The organism is Gulosibacter sp. GYB002, from assembly GCF_036577665.1.
GTDB lineage: Bacteria > Actinomycetota > Actinomycetes > Actinomycetales > Microbacteriaceae > Gulosibacter > Gulosibacter hominis.
This window is the reverse complement of record NZ_JARBDD010000008.1, coordinates 78,331-101,798: the sequence shown is the minus strand read 5'-3', so window position 1 is coordinate 101,798 and position 23,468 is coordinate 78,331. Positions and strand designations below refer to the sequence as shown.

Genomic DNA, 23,468 nt, shown 5'->3' with positions numbered 1-23,468 from the left:
TACGCTGACCACGTGGCAACGAGCAGTGTGAATCCCCAGTTCATTCCATCAATCGCACGCCTGCGGGCACTTGAGGCGGCGATATTTTCGCGCGGCGAACAAGAGGCGGCGAAACTCGCCGGTGATTTTGTCGACAGTGGCGCCTGCGAGTCGATCGCGGCGGCACGGGATGAATTTGCTGCGGCAGCGGCCGAGGTGGATACGAAAACTGAGGCGGGTGATATTCGTACCGCTGATGCGAGTGTGGATGCGCTGCGCACAGCAGTTGCCGGTCACGACAGACAGGAAGAATTGCTTTCGCTGCACATCGCACTGGGTTTCGCGGTGGATGCGGTGACGCTACTTTTGGGTGCCCGCGCCGAGCTGAGCGGAACGGAAGCGGAACCTACCGCATCCGAGCGCATTGCCTCGGCGCAGGAATCGCTGGCGGCGGCCTTCGACGCGCTGTTTGCCGATGACACTCTGCTCGATGATCGCCTGGCCATGTGGGGTCGCCGGGTTGCGGGTGATTGCGCGGTGTGGGCACGAACGCTTTTGGGGCTCGAGAGTGATGAAACAAAGCCCGAGGCTGACGAAACCGTCGAATGGCTGGTATCGCACTGCTTCTCGGAGCACTCGCGCCGGATGAACAAACTCAAACTCGCCGCCTAGGTGTAGTTGTTATGACCCACAACACCTAGGCGACCGCCCCTCTCCCGGAAATGGCACCTCGTTCGACAAGTGGCACCGGCATGTCGGTGCCATTAGTCGGCCACGGTGCCATTTCCCGCGATGGGATGACTACTGCTGGGCGGCCGCCCGAGCGGCGGCGGGCAGCGCATCAATAATGCGGTTCATAGCCGCGTCATCGTGAGCGGACGATAGGAACCAGGCCTCGAATGCCGACGGGGGTAGCGCCACGCCGGCTTCGAGCATGGCGTGGAAAAACCGGCCGAACGCAGCAGTGTCCTGTGCCTTCGCATCCTCGTAGTTGCGCACCGGTTCGTCACGGAAGAACACCGAGAACAGGTTGCCCGCAGTCTGGATCGTGTGCGGTACCGAAGCGGCCGTGAGTGCCTCACCCACCACGCGCTGCAGTTCGACCGAGCGGCGGTCAACGGTTGCGTACACCTCGTCGTCGGCTAGACGCAGCGTTTCGAGCCCGGCGATGGTCGCCAGCGGGTTACCCGACAGCGTACCGGCCTGATACACGGCACCCACGGGTGCCAGATGCTGCATAATCTCGCGGCGGCCGCCGATAGCTGCCAGCGGCATCCCGCCACCGATCACCTTGCCGAAGGTGAACAGGTCGGGCTCATAACCGCCCTCGAAGCCCCACCAGCCGGCGGGACCAACCCGGAAGCCGGTCAGCACTTCATCCAGGATGAACAGCGCCCCGTGTTCGCGAGTGAGCTCACGCAGGGTCTTATTGAACCCGGCAGCCGGGGTGACAATACCCATATTCGCGGGCGATGCCTCGGTAATAACCGCTGCGATACGGTCGCCCATTTCGGCGAACACCTGGCGGATAGCGGCCTCGTTGTTGTATTCGACCACCACGGTGTCGGCGGTGGCAGAGGCAGGCACACCCGCCGAACCCGGTAGCCCCTGGGTTGCCAGACCAGAACCGGCCGCGGCGAGTAGCGCATCCGAGTGCCCGTGATAGCAACCGGCGAACTTGACGATCACATCGCGTCCGGTGGCGCCGCGCGCGAGCCGGATAGCAGTCATGGTCGCCTCGGTGCCGGTCGACACAAAACGCACCTGCTCGGCAAGCGGCACCCGGTCACGCACCGCCTCGGCAAGCTCCACCTCGGTGACGGTGGCCGCCCCGAACGACAGTCCGCGACCGGCCGCTTGCTGCACGGCAGCTACAACCTCGGGGTGGGCGTGGCCGAGCAGCGCCGGACCCCACGAACACACCAGGTCGACATAGTCGTTGCCGTCCACATCCACCACATAGGGGCCGTGCGCTGAGGCGATGAACACCGGGTCGCCACCAACCGAACCAAACGCACGCACCGGTGACGAGACACCGCCGGGAATGATGTTTTTTGCGCGATCAAACAGATTTATTTCAGCCATGATGCAAGCTCCTCAGCCCAGTAGGTCAACACAATGTCGGCGCCGGCGCGAACGATCGCGGTAACCGATTCGGAAATCGCGGCCTGGCGATCAATCCAGTTGTGGCGCGCGGCCGCTTCAATCATCGCGTACTCGCCCGACACCTGGTAGGCGGCCACCGGAACCGGCGAAGCAGCGGCCACATCGGCGAGCACATCGAGGTAATAGCCGGCCGGTTTTACCATCACCATATCGGCACTCTCGGCGAGATCGAGTTCGGTCTCGTGCATCCCCTCGCGACGATTCGCGGGGTCTTGCTGGTAGGTGCGGCGGTCGCCCTCGAGCGTGGATGACACTGCGTCGCGGAAGGGGCCATAAAACGCGGATGCATACTTCGCCGAGTAGGCGAGGATGGCGACGTCCTGAAAACCGGCGTCATCGAGCGCATCCCGGATGTATCCGACCTGGCCGTCCATCATGCCCGAGGGCGAAACCACGTGCGCTCCGGCGCGAGCCTGGGCCACCGCCATCGCACCATAGGCTTCGAGTGTCGCGTCATTTTCGACCTCGCCCGTGCTGGTCAAAAAACCGCAGTGACCGTGGCTGGTGAACTCGTCGAGGCAGGTGTCGGCCATGACGACGGTTTCGTCACCAACCGCATCCCGCACCGCTGCCAGGCCGAGCTGCAAAATGCCCTCCTCATCCCACGCAGCGCTGCCACGCTCATCCTTCGCTGCTTCTTCGGGCACACCGAAAAGCATCAGGCCGCCAACACCGGCAGCAACCGCACGCTCGGCCGCAGCGGGCAGATCGGCGAGCGAGTGGCGGTGCACACCGGGCATCGAAACGATTTCGCCGGGCTCATCGGCAACAAACATTGGGAGCACCAGCTGGTCGGGGCGTACCTGCGTTTCGCGCACGAGGCGACGCATAGCGGGGGTGGAACGGAGTCGACGGGGACGATGCTGAATCATGCGCTGTGCTTTCTGACGGTTGCGAGTGCTTGGATAAGGCCGTCGGCATCCTGCGTGGCTGCCTGGGCGGCCACGGGTGCCGAGCGGTGGTGCAGGGAGGCGGCCGAGGGCGGGCCGAACGCGACAACGGCGGTTTCGGGATGCCAACCGAGCAGCTGCTCGATCGCGGTGCCCATCGAACCCGATAACACCACGACGGCATCAAAATGTCCGCTGCGATAGTCGCTAACGAGGTGCTGGGGGAGTGACTCGACCGGTTCCATCGTGTACACCGGCAGCGTTTCGACCGCATAGCCTTTTTCGCGCAGCCCGGTCGCTAGCACCGGTGATGACAGTGCCGAACCGGGGATGAGCACGCGCCCCGATCCGGCCGGCCAGGCTTCAGCGAGTGACGCCGCGCTCGATTCGCCGCCCACCGGCAGCAGATCGACACGGTAGCCGTGTTCGCGTGCTGCAGTTGCGGTGCCCAGGCCGACCACCGCGAGTCGGGCTGATTCGGGGATGCGCAAACCCAGCTGCTCGAGCACTGTGAACGTCGCCGGTGAGGTCACCGCGATCCAATCGGCGTCTTCGAGCGTGCGGTCGGTGGCGAGCGCCACCCGTCGCTGCACCGGCTCGGCAGTCACCTCGGCACCGGATGCCCGCAGCGCCGCCAGCAGGTCACCCTCATCGGCGCGGGGGAAAAACACGTGCATCCCCGCCAGCACATTCGCGCCGCGCCACAGCGACGAGTCGTCGTGGAGCTCAGCCAGGCGTGACGGTCGGGATGCATCCAGCTCGGCAATATCTGCCGCGCCCTGCCGCAGCAGCTGCTGAGCCGCGAGCGCTCCGGCGTCATCCGCCAGCGGTATCGAGTGGGTTACCGCAGCGCTGCCGTCGAGCGCAAACACGCCGGATTCGAGGGTGCCGTCGCGGCCGAGGGCGCCGATTGGCGCGGCGCAGCCACCGCCGAGTCCGGCGAGCACCTGGCGTTCGGCATGCACCGCGCGGGCCGTGTCGGGATGATCGAGGGCAGCGAGCGCGGCCATCACCTCGGTGTAGTCGGTGCGGCATTCAAGCGCGAGCGCGCCCTGCCCGGGCGAGGGCAGCAGCTCAAGATAGTCGGTGATGTGTTCGGTCATGCCGAGCCGCTCGAGGCCCGCGACCGCCAGCACAACGGCGTCGAGGTCGGTGGCCGATACTCGTGCGAGCCGGGTGCCGACATTGCCACGCACATCCACATAGCGCAGATTCGGGCGGAGCTGGCGCAGCTGTGCGACCCGTCGAGGCGAGCCGGTGCCGACGGTGGCGCCGGCGGGCAGCTGTGTGAGGGTGAGGCCGTCACGAGCGCACAGCGCGTCGCGGTGATCGACGCGAGCTGGAACGGCGGCGATGGTCAGCCCCTCAACCGGCTGCGTGGGCAGGTCTTTGAGCGAGTGCACGGCAAAATCGCATTCGCCGTTGAGCAGCGCGATGCGCAATTCGGCTGCAAATACGCCCACGCCACCGAGCTGGGTGAGTGAGCCGCGGGCCACATCACCGCCGGTACGGATGCGCACGAGTTCAACCTCGTGGCCGCGATCCCGGAGCGCATCGGCTACCTGCTCCGATTGCGAAACGGCGAGGGCGGAGCCTCGAGTACCGAGCTTGAGTTTCACGTTTCACTCCCTGTGTGAGTCATATCGCCAGCCGAAGTGGCCGCGCTGTTGACCCAATCGCGTTCGAGCAATTGCGCCACGCCGGCAATCGCGGGCGCAATGCCGTTACCGTCGAGCCAGGCACCCACAAGCTCAACACCGGCGGCGCGCGCGAGCTCGCGGATCGCGGTGCGTTCAGCGGGGCTGATGCGGGTGGGTACCGAATCCCACGCCAGCGAAGCAAAACCGGTGATGTCCGCTGCTGTTACCGGCACCCCCGTGAGGCGCGCAAGGTCGTCCACCGCGCCCTCAAGGGTGGGGCGGGCGTGCGGGGGATAGGTCATCCGAAACACATGTTCGGGTGCCCACGACCATTTTGTCGAATAGTGCGTGATTGCTTTGGCCCCGACACCGTCGGGTTCGGCCACCACGGCTCCCGAACCAATCGGATGCGCGGCAAACTCGGGCTTTTTGGTGGTGAGAATGACCGACCGGATGGTGCGCACCGGCGGCGGAGTAAGTTCAACTCCCAGCGTGGCCAGCAGCCGTGCAGCCGGCTGCGCCGCAGTGGCGAGCACCAGGTGGTGAGCATCCAAGCTGAGCCCGCCTGCGGTGCACACGGTGATCCCAGACGCACCTGGTTCGAGTCTGGTGGCTGCCGCATTGGTGTGGAGCGTGCCACCTGCTGCGAGGAAGCGCTCGCGGAGCGCCTCGATAAGCCGGAACATTCCGCCCACCGGCTGCTCTACGGCGGCGCTTCCAGGGCCGCGAAGCTGTGCCACCGCGGCGATCAGCGATCCCGACTCGGCGAGTTTCGGCAGCAGCTGTGGCGCAAATTCGGCGAGCGGCATCTGCTCGGGCGAAAGCGCATAAACACCGCGAGTCACCGGCGCCACCAGCTTCGTCAACACCGCCTCGCCCAGGCGCAGGCGCACAAGCTCGGCGAGGGTGGTCGAATCGGCGCCCACCGCGCGGTCAAGCTGCGGTTCGGCGGCCGCGAGCTGGTGCTCGTCGGAGCTGAGCGCACCGAGGGCGGGGTCATCGAGAGAGCTGGGGATACCGAGCACGCCGGTGGCCATCGGGTTGCTACCGTGCTGCCACCACAGCTGCGAGGTGCCGCGCGGTGGCGCTACCGCAAGGCCGAGTTCATCGCACAGCGCGCGCACGGTGCCGCCGCGAACCGCGTATGCCTCGGCACCCGCATCCACGAGCGCATCCCCAACCGTGATCGAGGTGATCATGCCACCGAGCTGTGGCTGTGCCTCGAGCAGCGTGACACTGTGGCCGCGCTCACCCAGCCGCACGGCCGTCAATAGCCCGGCGATACCGCCGCCGACAACAACGACCTGCGTCACAGTTCGTGGATGAGTGCTACCAGGTCGGTCAGCACCTGCGGGTCGGTAGTTGGTGGAACTCCGTGGCCGAGATTCACGATGTGGGCGGGAGCCGCCTGCCCGCGCCGCACAACATCGCGCGCGTGTGCCTCGAGGGCGGGCCAACCGGCTGCCAAAAGTGCCGGGTCGATGTTGCCCTGTAGTGGCAGGTCGGGCACCAGCTGTGCCGCCTCATCGAGCGGCGTGCGGTAGTCGACACCGAGCGCATCAACACCGATGGCTGCCATATCGGGCAGCAGGTGGTGGGTCCCCACGCCAAAGTGGATGCGCGGCACCCGTCCGGCGACCGGTGCAAGCGCGGTGGCCGAGTGCGGCTGGACATATTCGAGATAGTCGGCGCGGCTGAGCGAACCGGCCCACGAGTCGAACAGCTGCACGGCCCGAGCGCCCGCGGCGATCTGCACATCCAAAAACTGTCCCGAAAGTTTCGCGGCCCAGTCGAGCAACCGGCTCCAGGTCTCGGGATCGGCGTGCATCATGCTGCGTGCCCGCAGGTGATCGCGAGTGCCGCGACCCTCAACCAGGTAGGCCGCGAGGGTGAACGGGGCGCCGGCAAAGCCAATCAGCGGTGTCGCATCCCCGAGTTCACGGACGATGATCGATACCGCTTCGGTGATGGCGCTGCTGTCGGTGATTTCGTGTTCGACGATGCGGTCAACATCCGCGCGGGTACGCACCGGGTTTTCGATCACCGGGCCAACACCCGAAACAATGTCAACATCAATACCGGCCAACACCAGCGGCGTCATGATGTCCGAGAAAAAGATCGCTGCATCCACGCCGTGACGTCGCACCGGCTGCAACGTGATCTCGGCAGCAAGTTCGGGAATCAGACAGGCTTCGAGGATTGTGGTGCCCTCGCGAGCCTTGCGATATTCGGGAAGTGAACGACCTGCCTGGCGCATAAACCACACCGGAAGACGGTCTGGTCGCTTGCCCTGCAGCGCAGAAAGAAGAGCACTCATAGTAACTATCAATCTTGCCATAGCTGCAGGGAACCGGGATGGGCGGGTCAGCGGAGCCTTAGCGCGCAGAAAGTGGTTGAATAGACAGCACTGTGACTCTGCATGTTTTTTCTCTTCAGCATGATCGTCAGGGGCTCTCGGAAGTTGAGCGCATCGCCAGTGGCATCGACGAAGCCGTAACTCAGCTTCGGAAGTCATCGGCGGTTGCCGGCTCGGTGGTCTTGAGCACGTGCAACCGAGTTGAGGTGCTGCTCGACACCGATGAACCCGGTGCGGCCGACCTGCGAACGGTGCTGAACGAGCAATTTGATACGCCGCCAGCCTGGGACCTCTACCTCGGCGAGGCGGCACTCGGGCATCTTTTCCGCGTGGCTGCCGGGCTCGAATCGATGGTGGTTGGTGAGCGCGAAATTGCCGGTCAGCTCAAACGCGCGCTCACAGATGCGCGTGAAGCCGGCGAATCGACGCATATGCTCAATATTGCGATTGATGATGCGTTGCGCACCTCGCGCCGTGTCTCGCACGAAACCGCGCTTGAGGGCGCCGGTCGCTCGGTAGTGAGCGAGGGACTTGACCTGCTTGAGGTGGCTGACTGGGCGAAGCTCTCGGTGCTGATCGTCGGCACGGGAGCATATGCCGGTGCTGTGATTGCCGCGCTGCGCCGCCGCGGTGTGGCAGATCTTGCCGTGCACTCGGCCAGCGGCCGGGGAGAGCGTTTTGCTGTCAGTCACGATGTGGCGCACCAGCCCGATCTGGTAACCGGGATCGCCGGTGCAGATCTCATCGTCACCTGCCGTGGCCGCGGCGGGCATGTGATCACACCGCAGCTGGTGTCGAAGGTAGACGGGCCAAAGATTTTTCTGGATCTGTCGCTCGCGCGAGATGTTGATCCCGAGGTGGGCCAGCGTGAACAAACTCAGCTGATCGATCTGGCCCGCATCCAGGAGGCGCTCGGAAGCGGGATTGACGAAGACACGCGCCGGGCCGGCGCGATTGTGAACGAGGGGATTGCCGAAACCCTCACCAAGCTGCGCGTGCGCGCGGTCGATCCGGCAGTGGTCGGGTTGCGCGAGTCGGTGATGGCGTTGGTGGATGACGAAGTCGCCCGGCTGCCGAAGCGCGAACTCACGCCCGAAGACGCCGCGCGATCGCTGCGGCGGCTGGCAACCCGATTGCTGCACGTGCCATCAACCCGTGCCCGGCTCGCCGCCGAACAGGGCCGCACAGCCGAATACCTGCGGGCTATGGAGCACCTGTACGGAATCGGTGAGCAGTCCGGTATTGACGCTGACACGCTCGAACAAGATGTTTGCCCGGTGACGCACCTGGGCGTGTCTGACCTCGAACACTCCTGAGCGGCGCTGCCGCGCTGACCGGTAACTGATCGTCAGCTGCTGAACACCAGTAGCTCATCGCCGGCAGTTACTGTGCGGGCGCGGCCTCGTCGACTTCACCGGGCTGAATGTTCACGCGACCGACGTGGCTGAGTCGGTCAAAGAGGTCTTTGTCATCGGCCTCGCGACGTTTCGCCATGCCGGTGGCGCTGAGAAAAACGGTCACCGTAACGACAATCACGAGCACGACCCAGGGCGCGACCGCGGTGGGCTCGAGCGCCGGCCAGTTCAGCAGCCGGCCGAGCCAAATGAGCGCCGCCCAGGTTCCGGCTGCCACAGCCGCACCTATTCCCGGCAGTAGCAGCGGATGCACCAGGCCCTTGGGCGTGGCAATGGCGTGGGCTGCGACGCCGCAGGCCACACCAATTGCCAGCGCGATGAGTGCTGACATTAGGCGACAAATCCAACGCGGCGGGCGGCCTCTTCGCCGATTTCTACGTAGGCGATCTGCTCGCGGTTCACGAGGTAGACGCGCTGGCGGTCATCCTCGAAACGAATGATCGAGTCGCCGCCGGTCACGAGCTGCTCAACCTCTGCCGAGCTGGCGTTGGTCTCAAAGCTGAGTTCACGGGGCGAGTGCAGGATACCGATACGCAGTTCCACAGAGAAACCTTTCGCTGTTTTGCGGGTGCTTACGGTTCGACAGCCTAGTCGGCGAAAAGTGTCGGAGGCAGCAAGTACGGTGAATGCCATGAGCGAACAAGCAGCCAGCGCGCCGATTCCGTTGAGTGATCGGCAGCGGCATATCTTGGCCCGCAGCCACGACGAGTCTTTTGCCGTGCTGGGGGCTCCCGGCAGTGGTAAAACCACGCTGCTCATTGAAATGGTTGCAGCGCACGTCGCTGCCGGCACGCAGCCCGAACAGGTGCTCGCACTGGCGGCCAATCGTAAACAGGCAGCCCAACTGCGAGAGCGCATCGCGGTACGGCTGCAAACCGCCGTGCGTGGCGGAGGACTGGGGCGCACGGTCGCTTCAATTTCGCACGAAATAGTGGCCATAGATCGCGCCCGCAATGGTCAGACCCCGCCGCGGCTGCTGACCGGTTCGCAGCAGGACGCCATTTTGCGCGATGTCATCGCCGGTGCCACCGACCCCGAAGCTGCACCAACGCGGTATCGAGGTGAGCTGCCCTGGCCCGAAAACTTCTCACCCGAAACTCCGCAGCTGGCTGGATTCCGTGCCGAGCTGCGTGAACTTTTTGCAGCGATGGCCACGCACGGTGTGAGCCCCGAACAATTAGCCGAGCTGAGCTTGCCGTACAGCGACGCGGTGGCCAAGCGCCAGCGGCACCGAGCGCTCTGGCGGGCTGTGTCGCGGCTGGCAAACGACTACCAATATGTGCTCGGTTCGGCCTACGAAGCGAGCTACGACGTTGCGAATATGACCGCGCTTGCGGCGAATCTTGTGGCAGCGGGGGTGCTGCCGGCTGCCGATGCCGAAATCAAATTGGTGGTAATCGACGATGCGCAAGAGCTCACCGAATCGGGCCGCCAGCTGATTGCGGCATTTGAGGCGCGCGGCGCCCGGATCATCAGTTTTGGTGATCCCGATATCGCCACCGGCCCCTACCACGGCGGTGTTGCCGAGAATGCCCGCAACTGGCGGGCAGCAGGCGAAACCGCGCCGCCGGCCGAAGTGCTTGACACCCGGTTCCGGCACACCCCGGCTATCAGTCAAATCTTCGCCGACTTCGCCGCTCGCATCGGTGTGGCCGACGACGCCTGGCAGCATCGTGCCGCTGTGGGCGGAAAAGCCGAGCACAAAAGCGATGCCGTCCGGTCGATTCCCGAGGCCGCGATGGCTGAGGTCGGCAGCATCCATGAGGAGGCCACGCTGGTTGCCGGGTATTTGCGCCGGCTGCACCTGCTCGAGTCGGTGCCGTGGTCGCAATTGGCGGTGATTGCCCGCAGCAGTGCCACGCTCACCACGATTGAGCGCACCCTCAACCGGGCGGGTATTCCAACCACGACGAATGCGCCGGTGCGGGCCGCCGATGATTCGGTGGTGCGAGCAATTTTGACGCTCGCGAAACTCGCGCAGTGTGACCCTAAAGTGTGGTCGCTGGCCGATATTCAGCGGGTGCTTGCCTCGGAGCTTTTTGGTGTGGATGCATTGAAATTCCGCCGGGTTCGGCGCGCAATGGTGGTGGCAGATATTGCCGCATCGCAGCGCGCTAGCGCGGGTGACAGCGAGGCCGCCGCGAATCCGTGGCCGGTGCTACCCGGTGCGTGTTCGTCGGGCAGTGATCTTGTCATCGCCTCGATCGCGGCTGAGATTGCTGACGAACGCCACTCGATTGGTTCGGATGTGCTTGATGCGCTCGAACAGGGGGACCGCACTAGCGCACAGCTTGCCCGCGGGGTGCGACAGCTCGTGACGATTTTGCGCGGGATGCGGCGCCAGCTCGCAGCGCATGCGCCGCTTGACACCGTGTTGTTCGTGGCCTGGGACGACCCCGAACGCAATGCTCGGTGGCAACGCACTGCGCTGGGCGACACCCCCGAAGCGGTCGCAATTAACCGACGGCTTGACGCGGTGGTTGCGCTTTTTGATCGAGCAAAGCGATTTGTTGAGCGCAACCCCGATGCCTCGCTCGAGGCGTTTCTTGCCGAATGGCACAACAACAGTGTGGTCGACGACTCGCTCGGCGGGGCGCGCCGAGCAGATGCGGTAACCCTCACCACACCGGCTTCGGCAGTGGGATACGCCTGGCGGGGTGTCGCCGTGGTCGGTGTGAACGAGGGCGCTTGGCCGAACCTGCGCGTGCGCGACACGCTGCTGGGCGCGGGGAGGCTGCTTGAAGCGCTGCAAGATGACGCCGCTGCGAACATCATCGATCGACGTCGGCAGGTGCTCTATGACGAGTCACGGATGCTGCTGGCGGCAATGAGCCGGGCCAGCGACTATTTGCTGCTCACCGCAATCAATAGCGACGAGGTGCAGCCTTCGCCGTATTTGCGGCAGATGCGGCTGCCACTTCTTGAGCCGCAGCTGGTGCTGAGTGACGAACTGACAGTCGACTATCGGCTATTGGGTGTGGGCGCCCTCACCGGGCATCTGCGCCGCGAGCTTGCGAACACTGGCGACCGCGATGCCGCCCTGGCGCTTACCCGTCTGGCACGTGCACGCGTGCCCGGAGCCGACCCGGCCGAGTGGTTCGCGGCCCGCGGCCGCAGCACCGAGGCGCCGCTCGTGACCGTGACTAACGCACACACCGAGCTACGGCTGCGTCCCTCGTCCATTAAAGGATTTTTGGCGTGCCCGCTCAACTGGTTTATTGAACAGCACGCCTTCGGAAGCCCTTCGTCGGCCCAGACGGTGGGGAACATCATCCACGAAGCGCTCGAACAAGAAGCAAAATTCAATTCGGTCGTTGAGTTCCAACAGTGGGTGCATGACCGGCTGCAATTGCTCGACTTTGGGGCCGATTGGGCAGGCGAAGTGCAGCGCGGCAAAGCCGAAGAAAAGGCCCTGCGGCTCTGGGAATATCTGCAATGGCCGGGCTCACAGCGAGCAATCGGCTATGAAACAACCATGCACTGCTCGTTTGACGAGCACCTCGTTACAGAAGCGGGCGAAGTCGACGTCACCCTGCACATTTCCGGACAGATCGACCGCATCGAAACCGACGAACACGGTGTGCGCATCGTTGATTTCAAAACTGGCCGGCGTCCTGCGAAAGCCGAACAGGTGGAATACCTCCCGCAGCTTTGGGCCTACCAGATTGGCTATGAACTGGGCGCGCTCGACGAACAGCTTGCGCAGGTGCTTGAGCGCGAGGGTGAGTCAAAACAGTTTCGTGCCGGGCGGCTGGTATTTGAAAAAGATGTCGTCAAGCCGCCGCATTTTGAGCTGATAGAGCATCTCCCTCTCGATGAGGCCGAGTTAGTGGCGGTTCGTCAGACCTTTGCTCGGATAGCGCTGCAGCAACACGGCGTGCTGCCCACAGAGGATGCAGACTCCGATAACCCAGTCATGTGCGAAACGGCCGCGGCGCCACATTTCATCGCCGAGCTCGGCACCCACTGCACCAGCAGTTGGGGCACATCCACAGCCTGCGCGTTGCATATCCTTCCGGAGGTAACCGAATGAGCGACCAGCTACACCTAAAAATTGCGCGGGCACTCACCCCACCCGGCAAACCTGTTCATCTCCCCACCGACGAGCAGCGCCAGATTATTGAGGCACCGATCGAACCGGCGCTGGTGGTGGCGGGCGCCGGCAGCGGCAAGACCCACACCATGGTGCTGCGCATCCTGTGGCTGATAGCCACAAAGCAGGTGCGCCCCAGTGAGGTGCTGGGGCTCACCTTTACGCGCAAGGCCACCGGCGAGCTTCGCACCCGACTCGAGGCCGGGATGCGTGCGCTGCGGCAGCACGAAATTATCAAGTTTGACGAGTTCGAGGCGCCAGAAATTAGCACCTACAACTCGTATGCGAGCACAATTTATCGGCAGTACGCCCTGCTGGTTGGTCGCGAACCCGACGCGATGCTGCTCGATCAGCCCGGTGCCTTCGCACTCATGCGGCAGGTTGCCATCGACACCAGCGACGTTGAACTGATGCTCGGGCAGTGGTCGAGCCCCGGCCAGCTCGCGACACAGGCACTCAAGCTCGCAAACGCGCTGCGTGACAACGGTCGCACCGGCACCGACGTCGAAGACTTCGTGTCGACGTTCACCGAATGGCTCGAGTCTCGCGAACGCGGTGAAACCCCCAGTGGCAGAGTGGGGCCGAAACTTGAAACCGTTCACAAGCTCGTTACCAACGTTCAGCGGTTGCCGGTGCTGGCGCGGCTGGCGGATGAATACCAGGCTCGTAAACGACAACTCAGCGTGATCGAGTTCAGCGACCAAGTGGCCACGGCCGCTGAAATTCTTGCCCAGGATCCCGCCATCGGTGACGAAATCCGTGCCCAAACCAAGCTCGTGATCCTCGACGAATACCAGGACACTTCGGTGGGGCAAACGGCGCTGTTCTCGACGCTGTTCCGCGGTCACGGCGTGATGGCAGTGGGGGATCCGAAGCAGTCGATCTACGCCTGGCGCGGTGCCTCGGCAGGCAATATGCGCCGTTTTCACCGCGACTTCACGAACGTCGATCAGCCCCGAAACGAGTACTCGCTCTCAACCTCGTGGCGCAACGATCGAAGCATTCTCGACGCCGCCAACCGGGTGGCGCAGCCGCTTCCGGAAAGCCGCGACGGGGTCACACTCGCCGCTCGAGGTGACGCGGACGCAGGCACGGTCTGCGCCGGCTACTTCGTCACCCAAGCCCAAGAGTCTGCGGCAATTGCCGACTGGTTTGCCGAGCGTTTTGTCGAGAACGAGGCGCAGTGGTCTGAAAAAACCGGTGCGGTGCTGGTGCGGGCGCGCAACCAGATGCAGTCCATTGCCGAGGCGCTCGCTGCGCGGGGCGTGCCCTACCGGGTGATTGGGCTTGGCGGACTGCTCGGTACACCCGAAGTGGTTGATCTGAACTGTCTGCTGCGGGCAGCCAGCGACGAATCGGCCGGTAACGAATTGCTGCGACTGCTGGTTGGTGCCCGCTTTGAGCTGGGCCTGGCCGATATTGAGGCGCTGTCGCGGCTGGCACGAAAGGCCGGTCAATCGCGACAGCTGCGCGGCAGCCACCACGCGCAGCAAGAATCCGATTCTTTGTCGGAGGCGCTCGAGTTGGTGCCCACACTCCGTGCCGAAGAGCGCAAACAGCTCGGCCTGAGCGATGCCGGATACGAACGCCTCTGCGAGGCCGCCGAATTGCTACGCGAGGTACGACATGATCTCACGTTGCCCTTGGTTGAGCTGGTCGACAGCACGATCCGCCGCAGCCTCCTCGAAATCGAAACCACGGCGAACCCCAATAAAGCGGTTGGTGCAGCCAATCTCGATGCCTATTTGGATGCGGTGCGTGCCTACACCGCCACCAGTCCCGGCGCCGACATTAACGAGTTTTTCGAGTGGCTCGAGGCTGCCGAAGCCGACGATCAGCACGCCGAGGTCGATGACGTTCCCGAAGACCGCGGCATAGTGCAAATCACGACGATGCACTCTGCCAAGGGGCTTGAATGGGATGCGGTGGCGATTCCGCTGTTCAACGACGGCAAGATGCCGAATAGTCATTCCGGAAAAGGCTGGTTTAACCAGAATCAGCTGCCCTATCCGCTGCGGCAAGACCGTGATGATCTACCGCGTTTTGCGGGGCTCGATTTTCGCGATCCGGTGGCGCTGCGTGCCTCGTATCACACGCTCTACGACATCAAACAGGAGTTTGATAAAGGCGAACCCGATTCATTCGTGGCACAGAACTGGCAGCGGGGTGTAGAGGAAGATCGCCGGCTCGCGTATGTGGCGATCACTCGCGCACGTAGCGATCTGTGGCTGAGCTCTAGCCGCTGGGTGGGACGCAATTCGACCGCTGCCTACCCGTCACCCTTCCTGCACGAGGCGCTCAGCGCACTTCACACTGACGACAGCAAAACGCCGCGCTTCACCACTGCCGTCACCTTTGACGAGGCGCTATTTGCGACACCTTTGGATGAGCCGAGCGAGGCGCTTGCCATGGTTCCGGAACCTGACAACAGCGATCAGACCCCGCAGCTGGTTGTGACAAAACATGCCACATATGTGCTCGGCGAGTCGGGCAGATACGAACAAACCGAGCGGAGAGCTGCACTGCCAGAATCACCGGTGCTTGCCGATCGCGATATCGAACTCTGGCCACGACCCCCGATGGCCCCAGATCCCCTGGCGCGCCGGCGTCAGCAGGCACAGCAATTGCGGAAAATGATCGATGGCGCGTCCGAACCCGAAGCGGGCCGCTACGACCTGCTCATCGACCTGTTGCTTGCCGAACAGCGTGCCAAACAGCAGCCGCGGTCGTTCGATCTGCCCGAACAATTCGGTGCCTCGTATTTTCACGAGCTCATTGAGCATCCCGAACAATCCGCGCTTGACTACGCCCGCCCGATGCCGCAGCGGCCCACCGCCGCATCCCTCGTGGGTAATCTCTTCCACGCCTGGGTCGAATCGATGTTTACCGATCAGAGTGCCGGAGCGCGATTTCTCGATGGGCTCGAACCCGATATTGACGAGGGAGGTGATGCCGGGCTCGCTCGCGCCAGCAGCGCCGACCGCGACCGGTTGGAGACGTTCAAAGCTACGTTCATGACTAGTCGCTTCGCGCCCACAAAAATTCGGCCGACGCACGTCGAATTGCCGATCGACGCACCGCTGGGTGGCCGGACAGTGCGCGGCAAAATTGACGCTGTCTACGAGCACCCCGACGGCACGGTCGAAATCGTCGACTGGAAAACCGGAGTGCCACCCCGCGGGCCCGAACAGCAGCGCTCGCGAGAACTGCAGCTTATGCTCTACGCGCACGCTTATGCCGAGAGCTATCGCGTGCCGCTCGATCGCGTCAGCGCGACGCTCTACTATCTCGCCGCCGACGAGGAGCTTCGCATCGATCGAATCCTGCCGCGGCAAGAGTTGCTCGAGCTATTGCGAGCAGCCGAAGCGCGCGCTAATGAGGCACTGCACTAGCGACGCCCTCGCATGTGGGGACCGCGCACGCGCGAGCATGTCCCAGGGGGCACCGGTGGAGCGGAATCTTCCGGGGTGCAGGCGGGGCCGCGCCCGCGAGAGGATGCCGGCGCGGAAGTGACGCAGACGCTAGTCGTCCGAATCGCGAGCCGGACCGTGCTCCGCGTCGGCCTCCGGGCGCTGCTCCGATCCGGTTTCTGGCGCCTGAGTGCGCTTTGGCAGATTGGCCTCGTGGTGACGAGCCTTCATACCGGCCTCAGCCAAAAGCTCCTGCACCCCGGCCAGGTCGAGCACCGGCAGCGTCTCGTGCCGCAACTCGGTCGACTCGAGGCTGCGCACCCGTGTAACCAGCCCATCCAAAAGCTGTTCCGCATCCGCAATCACCGTGGCATCCTGCGCTTCAACACCGTGCAGCAGCCAGCGGGCCAGCTCGAGCTCGGCGTATAGCACCGCGCGCTGACGCAACTGCCGGTCAACAGTTGCGCCGCGGGCATCCACATACTCGTCAAAAAGCACTCGCTCGGTCGCGCCGTCGAGCGTCTGCGCCCAGCGCATATCCTGCGCCGGGTCGCCAATGCGCAGATCGCTCCAACCCAGCACTCCAACCACACTCGCGCCATTGGTAATAAACGACGAGCGTTCCAGTGAGCCGTGAATTACCGAGGGTGAAAACTCCCACAGCGACGGGTCATCAAGCGCCGCACCCCAGCGGGTTGCCAGCGCATTCGGTAACCGGCCCGTGGTGTCAGCGCGGTCGATGAGCTGCTCAACCGAATCGCGCACTGCCGCCACATCGAATACCGGCAGTCCAGCCTCACCAATAAACGACTTGGGCAGCGCGTGGATCGCGGCGATCGACCGTCCCATCTCAGCCACCAGCAGCGAATCGTGAGTCAGTTCGACCTGGGCACAGTCTTGGCCGAGAATAAAACTGAACACCGCCAGCTGCGTTTCGCGGCTGCGCCACTGGCCGACCATGGTGGGTACCGTGAACGGCAACCGTGATCGTAGCCCCTCGGTGAGCGCCGCCAGCGCCCTTCCCTGAGCCAGTTGCTCGGCAGCCGCGGCGGCAAAGCGAGGCTGTCGCACAATCACCGTCGGCCCGTCGGCGGTGCGCAGCAGCGCCGCATCGTAGTCACCGGTGGTGCCGGTGGAATACGGCGCCGCAGCCACGACATCCAGATCGGGCACAGCGGCCGACGCCAAACCGGCGAGCTTCAGGTATTCCATGCCGACACCCTAAAACGATCGGCAGTGGCACAGCGCGCTGCCGCGCCGTTAACCAAGGCATTGACCGGCCAGCACTACACTTTTTCAGCATGGACGCACAGCTGAACTCACCGCTCGGGAGCGCGCTACCACTGGCCCGAGCCGGCGTCGACCGTGACAGCAACGGCCGTCAAGATCCACAGCTGATTGAGCACCTGCTCGTGCACCCCAACACCCGCGTGCTGCTACAAAATCGCGACACCGTGCTCGTGGGCGCACTGCCCGAAGGCGGCCTCGCGCTCGACCTGCGTGAATTCACACAGCTGCAGCCAATGACCACGGCTACCGTGCCCAACCCTCTCTATCTCGGTAAAACACTGCACGAACGCACCAACATCGACGGTCGAATCGATCCGTTGGGCACAGCGGTTATCGCCATTGAGGTTGATGATTTTCACGCGCAACAAATCGAGCCCAACCAGCGTCGCTGGGAACAACTCACCGAGGTGGCGCTCGAGTTGACCGACCTGGATGTGGGGCTTTTTACCGAGGCGCTGGCGCTGCGCAACTTCCACACCAGTCACCGCTATTCACCGCGCACCGGTAAACCACTCACCGCGACCGAGGGTGGCTGGGTGCTTCGCGATAGCGACGGCAGCGCGGTGTTTCCTCGCACCGATACCGCGGTGATCGTGCTTGTTACCGACGCGAATGATCGCATCCTCTTGGGCGCCAATCGAAACTGGTCGCCGCGCTTTTATTCACTGCTGGCAGGATTTGTCGAGCCGGGTGAATCGTTCGAGCACGCTGCCGCGCGCGAAGTGCTGGAAGAAGCATCCGCCAATATTGTCGATCTCAACTATGTGGGTTCGCAGCCGTGGCCGTTTCCCGCGAGCCTGATGGTCGGCTTCACCGCCAAACTCGACCCGAACCAAGACCCGACCACGGTTCGCGCTGATGAGCTCGAGCTGGCCGAGGTGCGCTGGTTTACGCGCGCTGAAATCGGTGCGCATCCCGAACTTTTGCCCGGCCGCAGCTCGATTGCTCGGGCCATGATTGAGCAGTGGTATGGCCGACCAATTGCGTGAACAGGCATTGCCGCAGCCGCCCGGGGTGGCCAGCGGCGCAGAGCTACTTGCCCCGCTCAACCCTGGGCAGCGACAGGCTGCGTTTTCGCTGGTGGGCCCGGTGCGCATCCTGGCCGGGCCCGGCACCGGTAAAACCCGTACGATTACGCATCGCATCGCCTACGGAGTTCGTGAGGGCGTCTACGACCCCAATCGGGTGCTGGCCCTCACCTTCACTGCGCGTGCCGCTGGCGAACTTCGTGGGCGGCTGGCGCAATTGCAGGTGCCCACCGTGTCGGCACGTACCTTTCACTCGGCTGCGCTGCGACAGCTCAGCTATTTTTGGCCGCACGTCGTTGGCGGTCAGCTGCCGAAAATTGTGCCGTCCAAATCTAAAACCATCGCCGATGCGGCCGGCCGGTTGGAGATTCGAGTCGATCCGGCCAAGGTGCGCGCCATCGGCGAACAGATCGAGTGGCGAAAGGTTCGCGAACTCACCCATGAGCAGTTCGCTGAAGCACTCGCTGCGGGCACCCAGCCACTACCGGCGGGGCTGAGCGCCGAACAGCTTGTGGCGCTGAGCGAAATGTATGAGCGGCTCAAAGATGAGCAGCGAATGATCGACTTCGAGGATGTGCTGCTCGCCACGGCGGGGATGCTCGAAACCGAAACCTGGGTGACGCAGCAGGTGCGTGAACAGTACCGATTTTTTGTGGTGGATGAATACCAGGACGTTTCGCCGCTGCAGCACAAACTTTTGCGGCTGTGGCTCGGTAACCGCCGCGAATTGTGCGTGGTGGGGGACGCGGCGCAGACAATTTTTTCGTTCGCCGGCGCGAGCTCGCACTACCTCACTGATTTTGATCGCGAGTTTCCAGATGCCAACACGGTTGAACTGGATGAAAACTATCGTTCTACCCCCGCGATTCTCAGCACCGCGAACGCACTGGCCGGGCAGATTTCCCACGCAGTCACGCTCGTGAGTGCCGACGCCGAGGCTGAAACTGGCACTGTTCCGGTGCTGATCGACTATCCCGATAGTGAAACCGAAGCGGCCTCGATTGCCGCACGCATCCGGCATCTTATTGATGGGGGAACCGCAGCCTCGCAGATCGCTGTGTTGGTGCGAACCAACGCACAAACCGAGCTTTTTGTGCGCGCGTTCCAGCAGGCCGGTATTCCGCACCATCTGCCCGGCAGCGAACCGTTTTTTCGTCGCCCCGAGGTGCGGGCCGCGCTCACCGGTTTTCGCGCAGCGGCCGTTGCCGGTGATACCCGGCCGCTGTTTCAGGTGGTCTCGGATGTGCTCCGTGACCGGGGCTGGTCGGTGCATCGGCCCAGCGGTAATCGCGAGCTTGAGCGGGTGTGGGCCTCGCTGGATGCGCTGGCACAATTGGCTGATCGCGCCGCGCCAGACACTTCGATCGCCGAATTTTCGGCGCAGCTGCAGCTTCGGGCACAGTGGCAGCACGAACCCGATATCGATGCTGTGACGATCACCACTATGCATGCAGCGAAGGGGCTGGAGTGGGATCACGTGTTTGTAGCGGGGCTCGCCGAGCGGCTGCTGCCGGTGCCGCAGGCTACGACACCGCAGCTGCTGGATGAGGAGCGTCGACTGCTGTATGTGGCGCTAACCCGAGCCCGTCAGCAATTGCAGCTGAGCTACGCGCGGATGAGCCGTCCGGGGGAGTCATCGACAACGAGTCGGTTTGTAGCTGAGCTTGGCAACCGCATTCGTCGTGGCAGTTTTGGCGCTGCCGGACTGACTGAAACTTCGGGCTGAGCATCAGGGTTTGGTTGGCGAGCGGATGCGCCGCAACGCGCTGTTCGGTGACCGGTTGCGCCAGTAGATCACACAGGTGCTCGGCAGCCACCAGGGCGGTGCACCAGCGGCGGGTGTCGCTATCGGTCGGCGGCGGTGAGGCAGCCAGCTGCGTGGCCACGGCAAACCAGCCGAGCTCGGATGCAACGCGGTGCAACTCGTCACAGTTTGGGCAGGGTGTGACCGGCGGCAAGCTGAGCGGCCCGATGAGGTCGCGAGCGGTTTCGCGCACGATCGCCAGTTGCGGAATTTGCAGCGACGCCATGTGCAGATACCGGCGCGGCGCCAGCATCCGTTCGGCAATATCAACCACCACATCCGGCAGCGGATCGAGATCGGCGGGGTTGGTGTGCTCGTCACCTATCGCGACTCGGTGGCCCTGAAGATTGACCGACCCCGCGATGAGTTCCGCGAGCGGTCTGGATGCGGCGGTGGTGCGGATGAGCAGCTGCCGGTTTGTCGGGTCGCGCAGCGCAATCGGTTCGCACACGTCAAGCAGCAGATCGACCAGTTCAGCCAGTTGATCAGTGGGCTGTCGGCGCTGCAACGCCCACTTTTGGGCGTCGGTGAGTAGCTCGGCGCGGGTAGTGCCCAGCTGCGCCAGCTCGATGAGCGTGCGCACGAGTGGCGTATCGGGCAGGGTGAGCCGGGCATCTGAATCACCGATGCGCAGCTGTGTGGACGAGCAGAGCGTGACCGGCAGTCCGGGGTCGAGTCGATAGCGCATGCGAACAGCGTGACAAAAACCGGTCGCGTCCGCTGCGGCTATCCACAGGCGTGGGCGTCTCGATACGGGTCAGTCGCGCGGCAGGCCGCCGTCGCTGGGTGCATCCCCAAATGCATCCGGATCGTCGAGCAGTCGCTGCAGATCGCTATCGAGCTCGTCCATGGGCCGCTCGTGTTCGGCACCGGCTAGGCGGTCGACGAGAGCGTCGGGGCTGTCAATATCGTTTGCATCCGGCAGCGCATCTCGGTGATCCCACAGCGAATCACGCACATCGGCACCGAGCCGTTCTGAGACGGTGCGCCACATTGCGGCGGCTTCACGCAGTCGGCGCGGGCGGATTTCAAGCCCCACCAGCGCACCAAATGCCCGCTCAGCGGGTGAGCCGGTGGCGCGACGGCGGCGCATCATCTCGGCGATTGCCTCGGCGTGGGGGAGCCGGCGGGTTGCCTCAGAGGTCACCACATCCACCCAGCCCTCGATGAGCGCGACCATCGTTTCAAGCCGATCGAGTGCCTCCTGCTGCTCGGCGGTGCGCGGCGGAATCAGCTCGCCTGAGGCGAGCACCTGGCGGATCTCGGTGGGGTCGGAGATATCGAGGTCGCGTACGGTCTGCTCGATCCTGTCGGTGTCGATTGAGATGCCGGCGGCGAACTCGGCGATGCTCGTTTCGAGGTGAAGTCGCAGCCATTTGGCGTGCTGGAAAAGCTGGGCGTGAGCGACTTCCCGGATAGCACACCACAGCACCACCTCCTGCTGCGGAACCTCCAGGCCCTCGGCCCAGGCAATCACGTTTTGCGGTACGAGTGCGGCGCGGCCGTGGGGGAGCACTGGCATACCAATATCGCCACCGGCGAGCACCACCTCGGCGAGTTTGCCGATGGTCTGCCCCATCTGCATCGCGAACATCGAGTGCCCCATCGACCGAACCATGCCGCTTGAGCGCGAGACCATATCGCGCAGCTGTTCGGGGGTTTGCTCGGTGAGGGTGTTCACCAGTGCGTCTGAGATGCGACGTCCAACCGGATCGCACATCTCCTGCCAGGCCGGCAGCGTTTGGACAATCCACTCGTGGCGGGTGAGCGTGCGACCGGTTTCGGTAAGATCACCCACCGAGGTCACCTCGCCGAGCCACAGCTGCGCGAGCGTAAAGGCTTGGTCAAATTCCTGCCGCTGGGATGCATCCACCTCGCTATTGCCGACGGCCGCGCGCTTGGCGGCATCGCGCACGAGATTCCAATCGATGCCCTCTGTCGAGGCATGCATCGATTGTTGCAGCTGTGAGAGGAACTGTGTGAGCGAGCCCTGGTCGGTGGGCAGACCCGCAGCGGCGGCGAGCTGTGACATGTCAATCCCGTCGGGCATCGCTGAACCGCCACCCAGCAGCTGTTCGAGCAGCCTGCGCAGCTCGTCCTCCGGGCGCTCGTTATTGGCACCGTTGCGTTCTGTGTGATCGCTCATGTCATTCCTCTCAGCGCTTCGTTCTACAGTATCGACGGTGTGCGAAGCGTTTCCGCATCAAAACCTAGGAAAGTTGCCATCTGTGACCGAATCTATTGCGCCCTCCGCGAACCCCGCATCCGATGCTGCGGCAGCACCGAAACGTCGCCGCATCCATCCGGGGGTGGTGTCAATAGTTGCCGGGCTGGTGTTGCTGCTGGTGCTGGCACTGACCCCCTCACCGTACGTGATTCGCGAACCGGGACCGGTCGCGAATGCGCTCGGCACGGCGGGCCCCGCGGGCGAGGAGCAGGAGGTCATCAGCATCTCGGGCGCACAAACCTATCCCGAGGATGCGGGCGAATTGACGGTGATGACCGTGTCGGTTGTGGGGAACCCCGAGTATCAGCTCAACTGGCTCGAGCTTGCCGGCGCCTGGTTTAACCCGACCAGTGACGTGCTGCCGATGGAGCTGTACTACCCGATTGGTGTGTCGAAACAGCAGCGCGACGAAGAGACCGCGGCGATGATGACCAGCTCACAAGACACCTCGGTGGCGGCGGCCCTCAGCTATCTCGGTTATGACGTCAAAACCCAGGTGGTCGTGGCGCAGGTGCCGGAGGGGAGCCCCGCCACCGACAAACTCACGGCGGGGGATGTGGTGCTCGCCTACGACGAAAAACCCATCCGATCGCTTGCCGATGTGCAGCAGATGCAACTGACCACCGAGCCGGTTGCAGTGCGCATCCGCCGCGATGGTGAAGAAAAAGTGGTGTCAGTCACTCCGAAACCCGCTGAGGACGGGCAGGGAAACCGGCGACCGCTGCTGGGCATCCTCGTGCAAGAAAAACATGATTTCCCAATCGATGTCCACATCAGCCTGGCCGATGTTGGCGGCCCCAGCGCCGGGCTGGTGTTCGCTCTGGCAACCATCGACAAACTTGAACCGGGAAGCCTCACCGGCGGTTTGTCGGTGGCGGTCACCGGCGCAATCGCGCCCGATGGCACGGTGACCCCTATCGGCGGGGTGCGGCAAAAAATCTATGCCGCTAGCGACAACGGTGCCGACTATTTCATTGCCCCCGAGGCAAATTGCGGCGAGGCGCTCAGTGGCGGCTCGGCTCCGCGCAATATGACCGTGTACGCGGTAGCCGATCTGAGCGAGGCCGTGGACGTGTTGAAAGGTAACGCCTCCGGCGACACCGAGGGGCTACGCACCTGCGCCGACGCTATCGCTGACGGGGTGCAACAGGTGCAATAGCCCCGGTAGTA

The 23,468-nt window shown here is 63.8% G+C and carries 16 protein-coding genes; 7 read left to right on the top strand and 9 right to left on the bottom strand.

The window, feature by feature from the left end; translation table 11 throughout:
• Window positions 1-12 precede the first annotated feature (12 nt).
• Window positions 13-651 carry a hypothetical protein gene (locus tag PV375_RS04900; protein ID WP_332106381.1) on the top strand — a complete coding sequence of 213 codons (639 nt, stop codon included), beginning with the start codon at window positions 13-15 and terminating at the stop codon, window positions 649-651.
• A gap of 129 nt (window positions 652-780) precedes the next feature.
• On the opposite strand, the gene hemL is transcribed toward PV375_RS04900, so the two are convergent.
• The 5 genes from hemL to hemE are packed head-to-tail and all read right to left on the bottom strand — an operon-like array spanning window position 781 to window position 6,992.
• Window positions 781-2,064, bottom strand: a complete 1,284-nt coding sequence (gene hemL / locus PV375_RS04895) for a glutamate-1-semialdehyde 2,1-aminomutase (RefSeq protein ID WP_332106380.1) — start codon at window positions 2,062-2,064, stop codon at window positions 781-783.
• A complete protein-coding gene (hemB, locus tag PV375_RS04890; RefSeq protein WP_332106379.1) occupies window positions 2,052-3,017 on the bottom strand; it encodes a porphobilinogen synthase in 966 nt (321 codons plus the stop codon). Before hemB ends, hemL begins: the two co-directional genes overlap by 13 nt.
• On the bottom strand, window positions 3,014-4,654 hold the full coding sequence (gene hemC / locus PV375_RS04885; RefSeq protein ID WP_332106378.1) for a hydroxymethylbilane synthase: 1,641 nt from the start codon (window positions 4,652-4,654) through the stop codon (window positions 3,014-3,016). Before hemC ends, hemB begins: the two co-directional genes overlap by 4 nt.
• Window positions 4,651-5,988, bottom strand: a complete 1,338-nt coding sequence (locus tag PV375_RS04880) for a protoporphyrinogen/coproporphyrinogen oxidase (protein WP_332106377.1) — start codon at window positions 5,986-5,988, stop codon at window positions 4,651-4,653. The genes hemC and PV375_RS04880 overlap by 4 nt, the downstream gene beginning before the upstream one ends.
• Entirely contained in the window at window positions 5,985-6,992 is a 1,008-nt protein-coding gene (hemE, locus tag PV375_RS04875) for a uroporphyrinogen decarboxylase (protein WP_442903928.1), read from the bottom strand. Before hemE ends, PV375_RS04880 begins: the two co-directional genes overlap by 4 nt.
• A 92-nt stretch (window positions 6,993-7,084) precedes the next feature.
• On the opposite strand from hemE, the gene PV375_RS04870 reads away from it, so the two are divergent.
• Window positions 7,085-8,347, top strand: coding sequence for a glutamyl-tRNA reductase (locus PV375_RS04870; RefSeq protein WP_332106375.1), 1,263 nt, complete (start codon window positions 7,085-7,087; stop codon window positions 8,345-8,347).
• Window positions 8,348-8,414: 67 nt separating this feature from the next.
• Here PV375_RS04870 and PV375_RS04865 read toward each other — a convergent pair whose 3' ends face one another.
• Together PV375_RS04865 and PV375_RS04860 are read right to left on the bottom strand one after the other, a co-directional pair.
• A complete protein-coding gene (locus tag PV375_RS04865; RefSeq protein ID WP_332106374.1) occupies window positions 8,415-8,777 on the bottom strand; it encodes a hypothetical protein in 363 nt (120 codons plus the stop codon).
• The gene (locus PV375_RS04860; RefSeq protein ID WP_201517214.1) at window positions 8,777-8,989 is read right to left on the bottom strand and encodes a DUF3107 domain-containing protein; all 213 of its coding nucleotides are present in this window, start codon (window positions 8,987-8,989) and stop codon (window positions 8,777-8,779) included. The genes PV375_RS04865 and PV375_RS04860 overlap by 1 nt, the downstream gene beginning before the upstream one ends.
• 88 nt (window positions 8,990-9,077) lie before the next feature.
• Here PV375_RS04860 and PV375_RS04855 point away from each other — a divergent pair, with 88 nt between their 5' ends.
• Entirely contained in the window at window positions 9,078-12,479 is a 3,402-nt protein-coding gene (locus PV375_RS04855; protein ID WP_332106373.1) for a PD-(D/E)XK nuclease family protein, read from the top strand.
• Complete coding sequence (locus PV375_RS04850) at window positions 12,476-15,931, top strand: ATP-dependent helicase (RefSeq protein WP_332106372.1); 3,456 nt, start codon at window positions 12,476-12,478, stop codon at window positions 15,929-15,931. Before PV375_RS04855 ends, PV375_RS04850 begins: the two co-directional genes overlap by 4 nt.
• Before the next feature lie 129 nt (window positions 15,932-16,060).
• Here the strand turns inward: PV375_RS04850 and PV375_RS04845 are convergent, their stop codons facing one another.
• On the bottom strand, window positions 16,061-17,161 hold the full coding sequence (locus PV375_RS04845; RefSeq protein WP_332106371.1) for a phosphotransferase: 1,101 nt from the start codon (window positions 17,159-17,161) through the stop codon (window positions 16,061-16,063).
• An 89-nt stretch (window positions 17,162-17,250) separates the two neighbouring features.
• On the opposite strand from PV375_RS04845, the gene nudC reads away from it, so the two are divergent.
• A complete protein-coding gene (gene nudC / locus PV375_RS04840; RefSeq protein ID WP_332106370.1) occupies window positions 17,251-18,228 on the top strand; it encodes an NAD(+) diphosphatase in 978 nt (325 codons plus the stop codon).
• The gene (locus PV375_RS04835; RefSeq protein WP_332106369.1) at window positions 18,209-19,993 is read left to right on the top strand and encodes an ATP-dependent helicase; all 1,785 of its coding nucleotides are present in this window, start codon (window positions 18,209-18,211) and stop codon (window positions 19,991-19,993) included. The genes nudC and PV375_RS04835 overlap by 20 nt, the downstream gene beginning before the upstream one ends.
• An 835-nt stretch (window positions 19,994-20,828) precedes the next feature.
• Here the strand turns inward: PV375_RS04835 and PV375_RS04830 are convergent.
• Window positions 20,829-22,217: a zinc-dependent metalloprotease gene (locus PV375_RS04830; protein WP_332106368.1), complete on the bottom strand. Its 1,389-nt coding sequence runs from the start codon at window positions 22,215-22,217 to the stop codon at window positions 20,829-20,831.
• Between the two features lie 82 nt (window positions 22,218-22,299).
• On the opposite strand from PV375_RS04830, the gene PV375_RS04825 reads away from it, so the two are divergent.
• Window positions 22,300-23,457 carry a YlbL family protein gene (locus tag PV375_RS04825; protein WP_332106367.1) on the top strand — a complete coding sequence of 386 codons (1,158 nt, stop codon included), beginning with the start codon at window positions 22,300-22,302 and terminating at the stop codon, window positions 23,455-23,457.
• Window positions 23,458-23,468 lie beyond the last annotated feature (11 nt).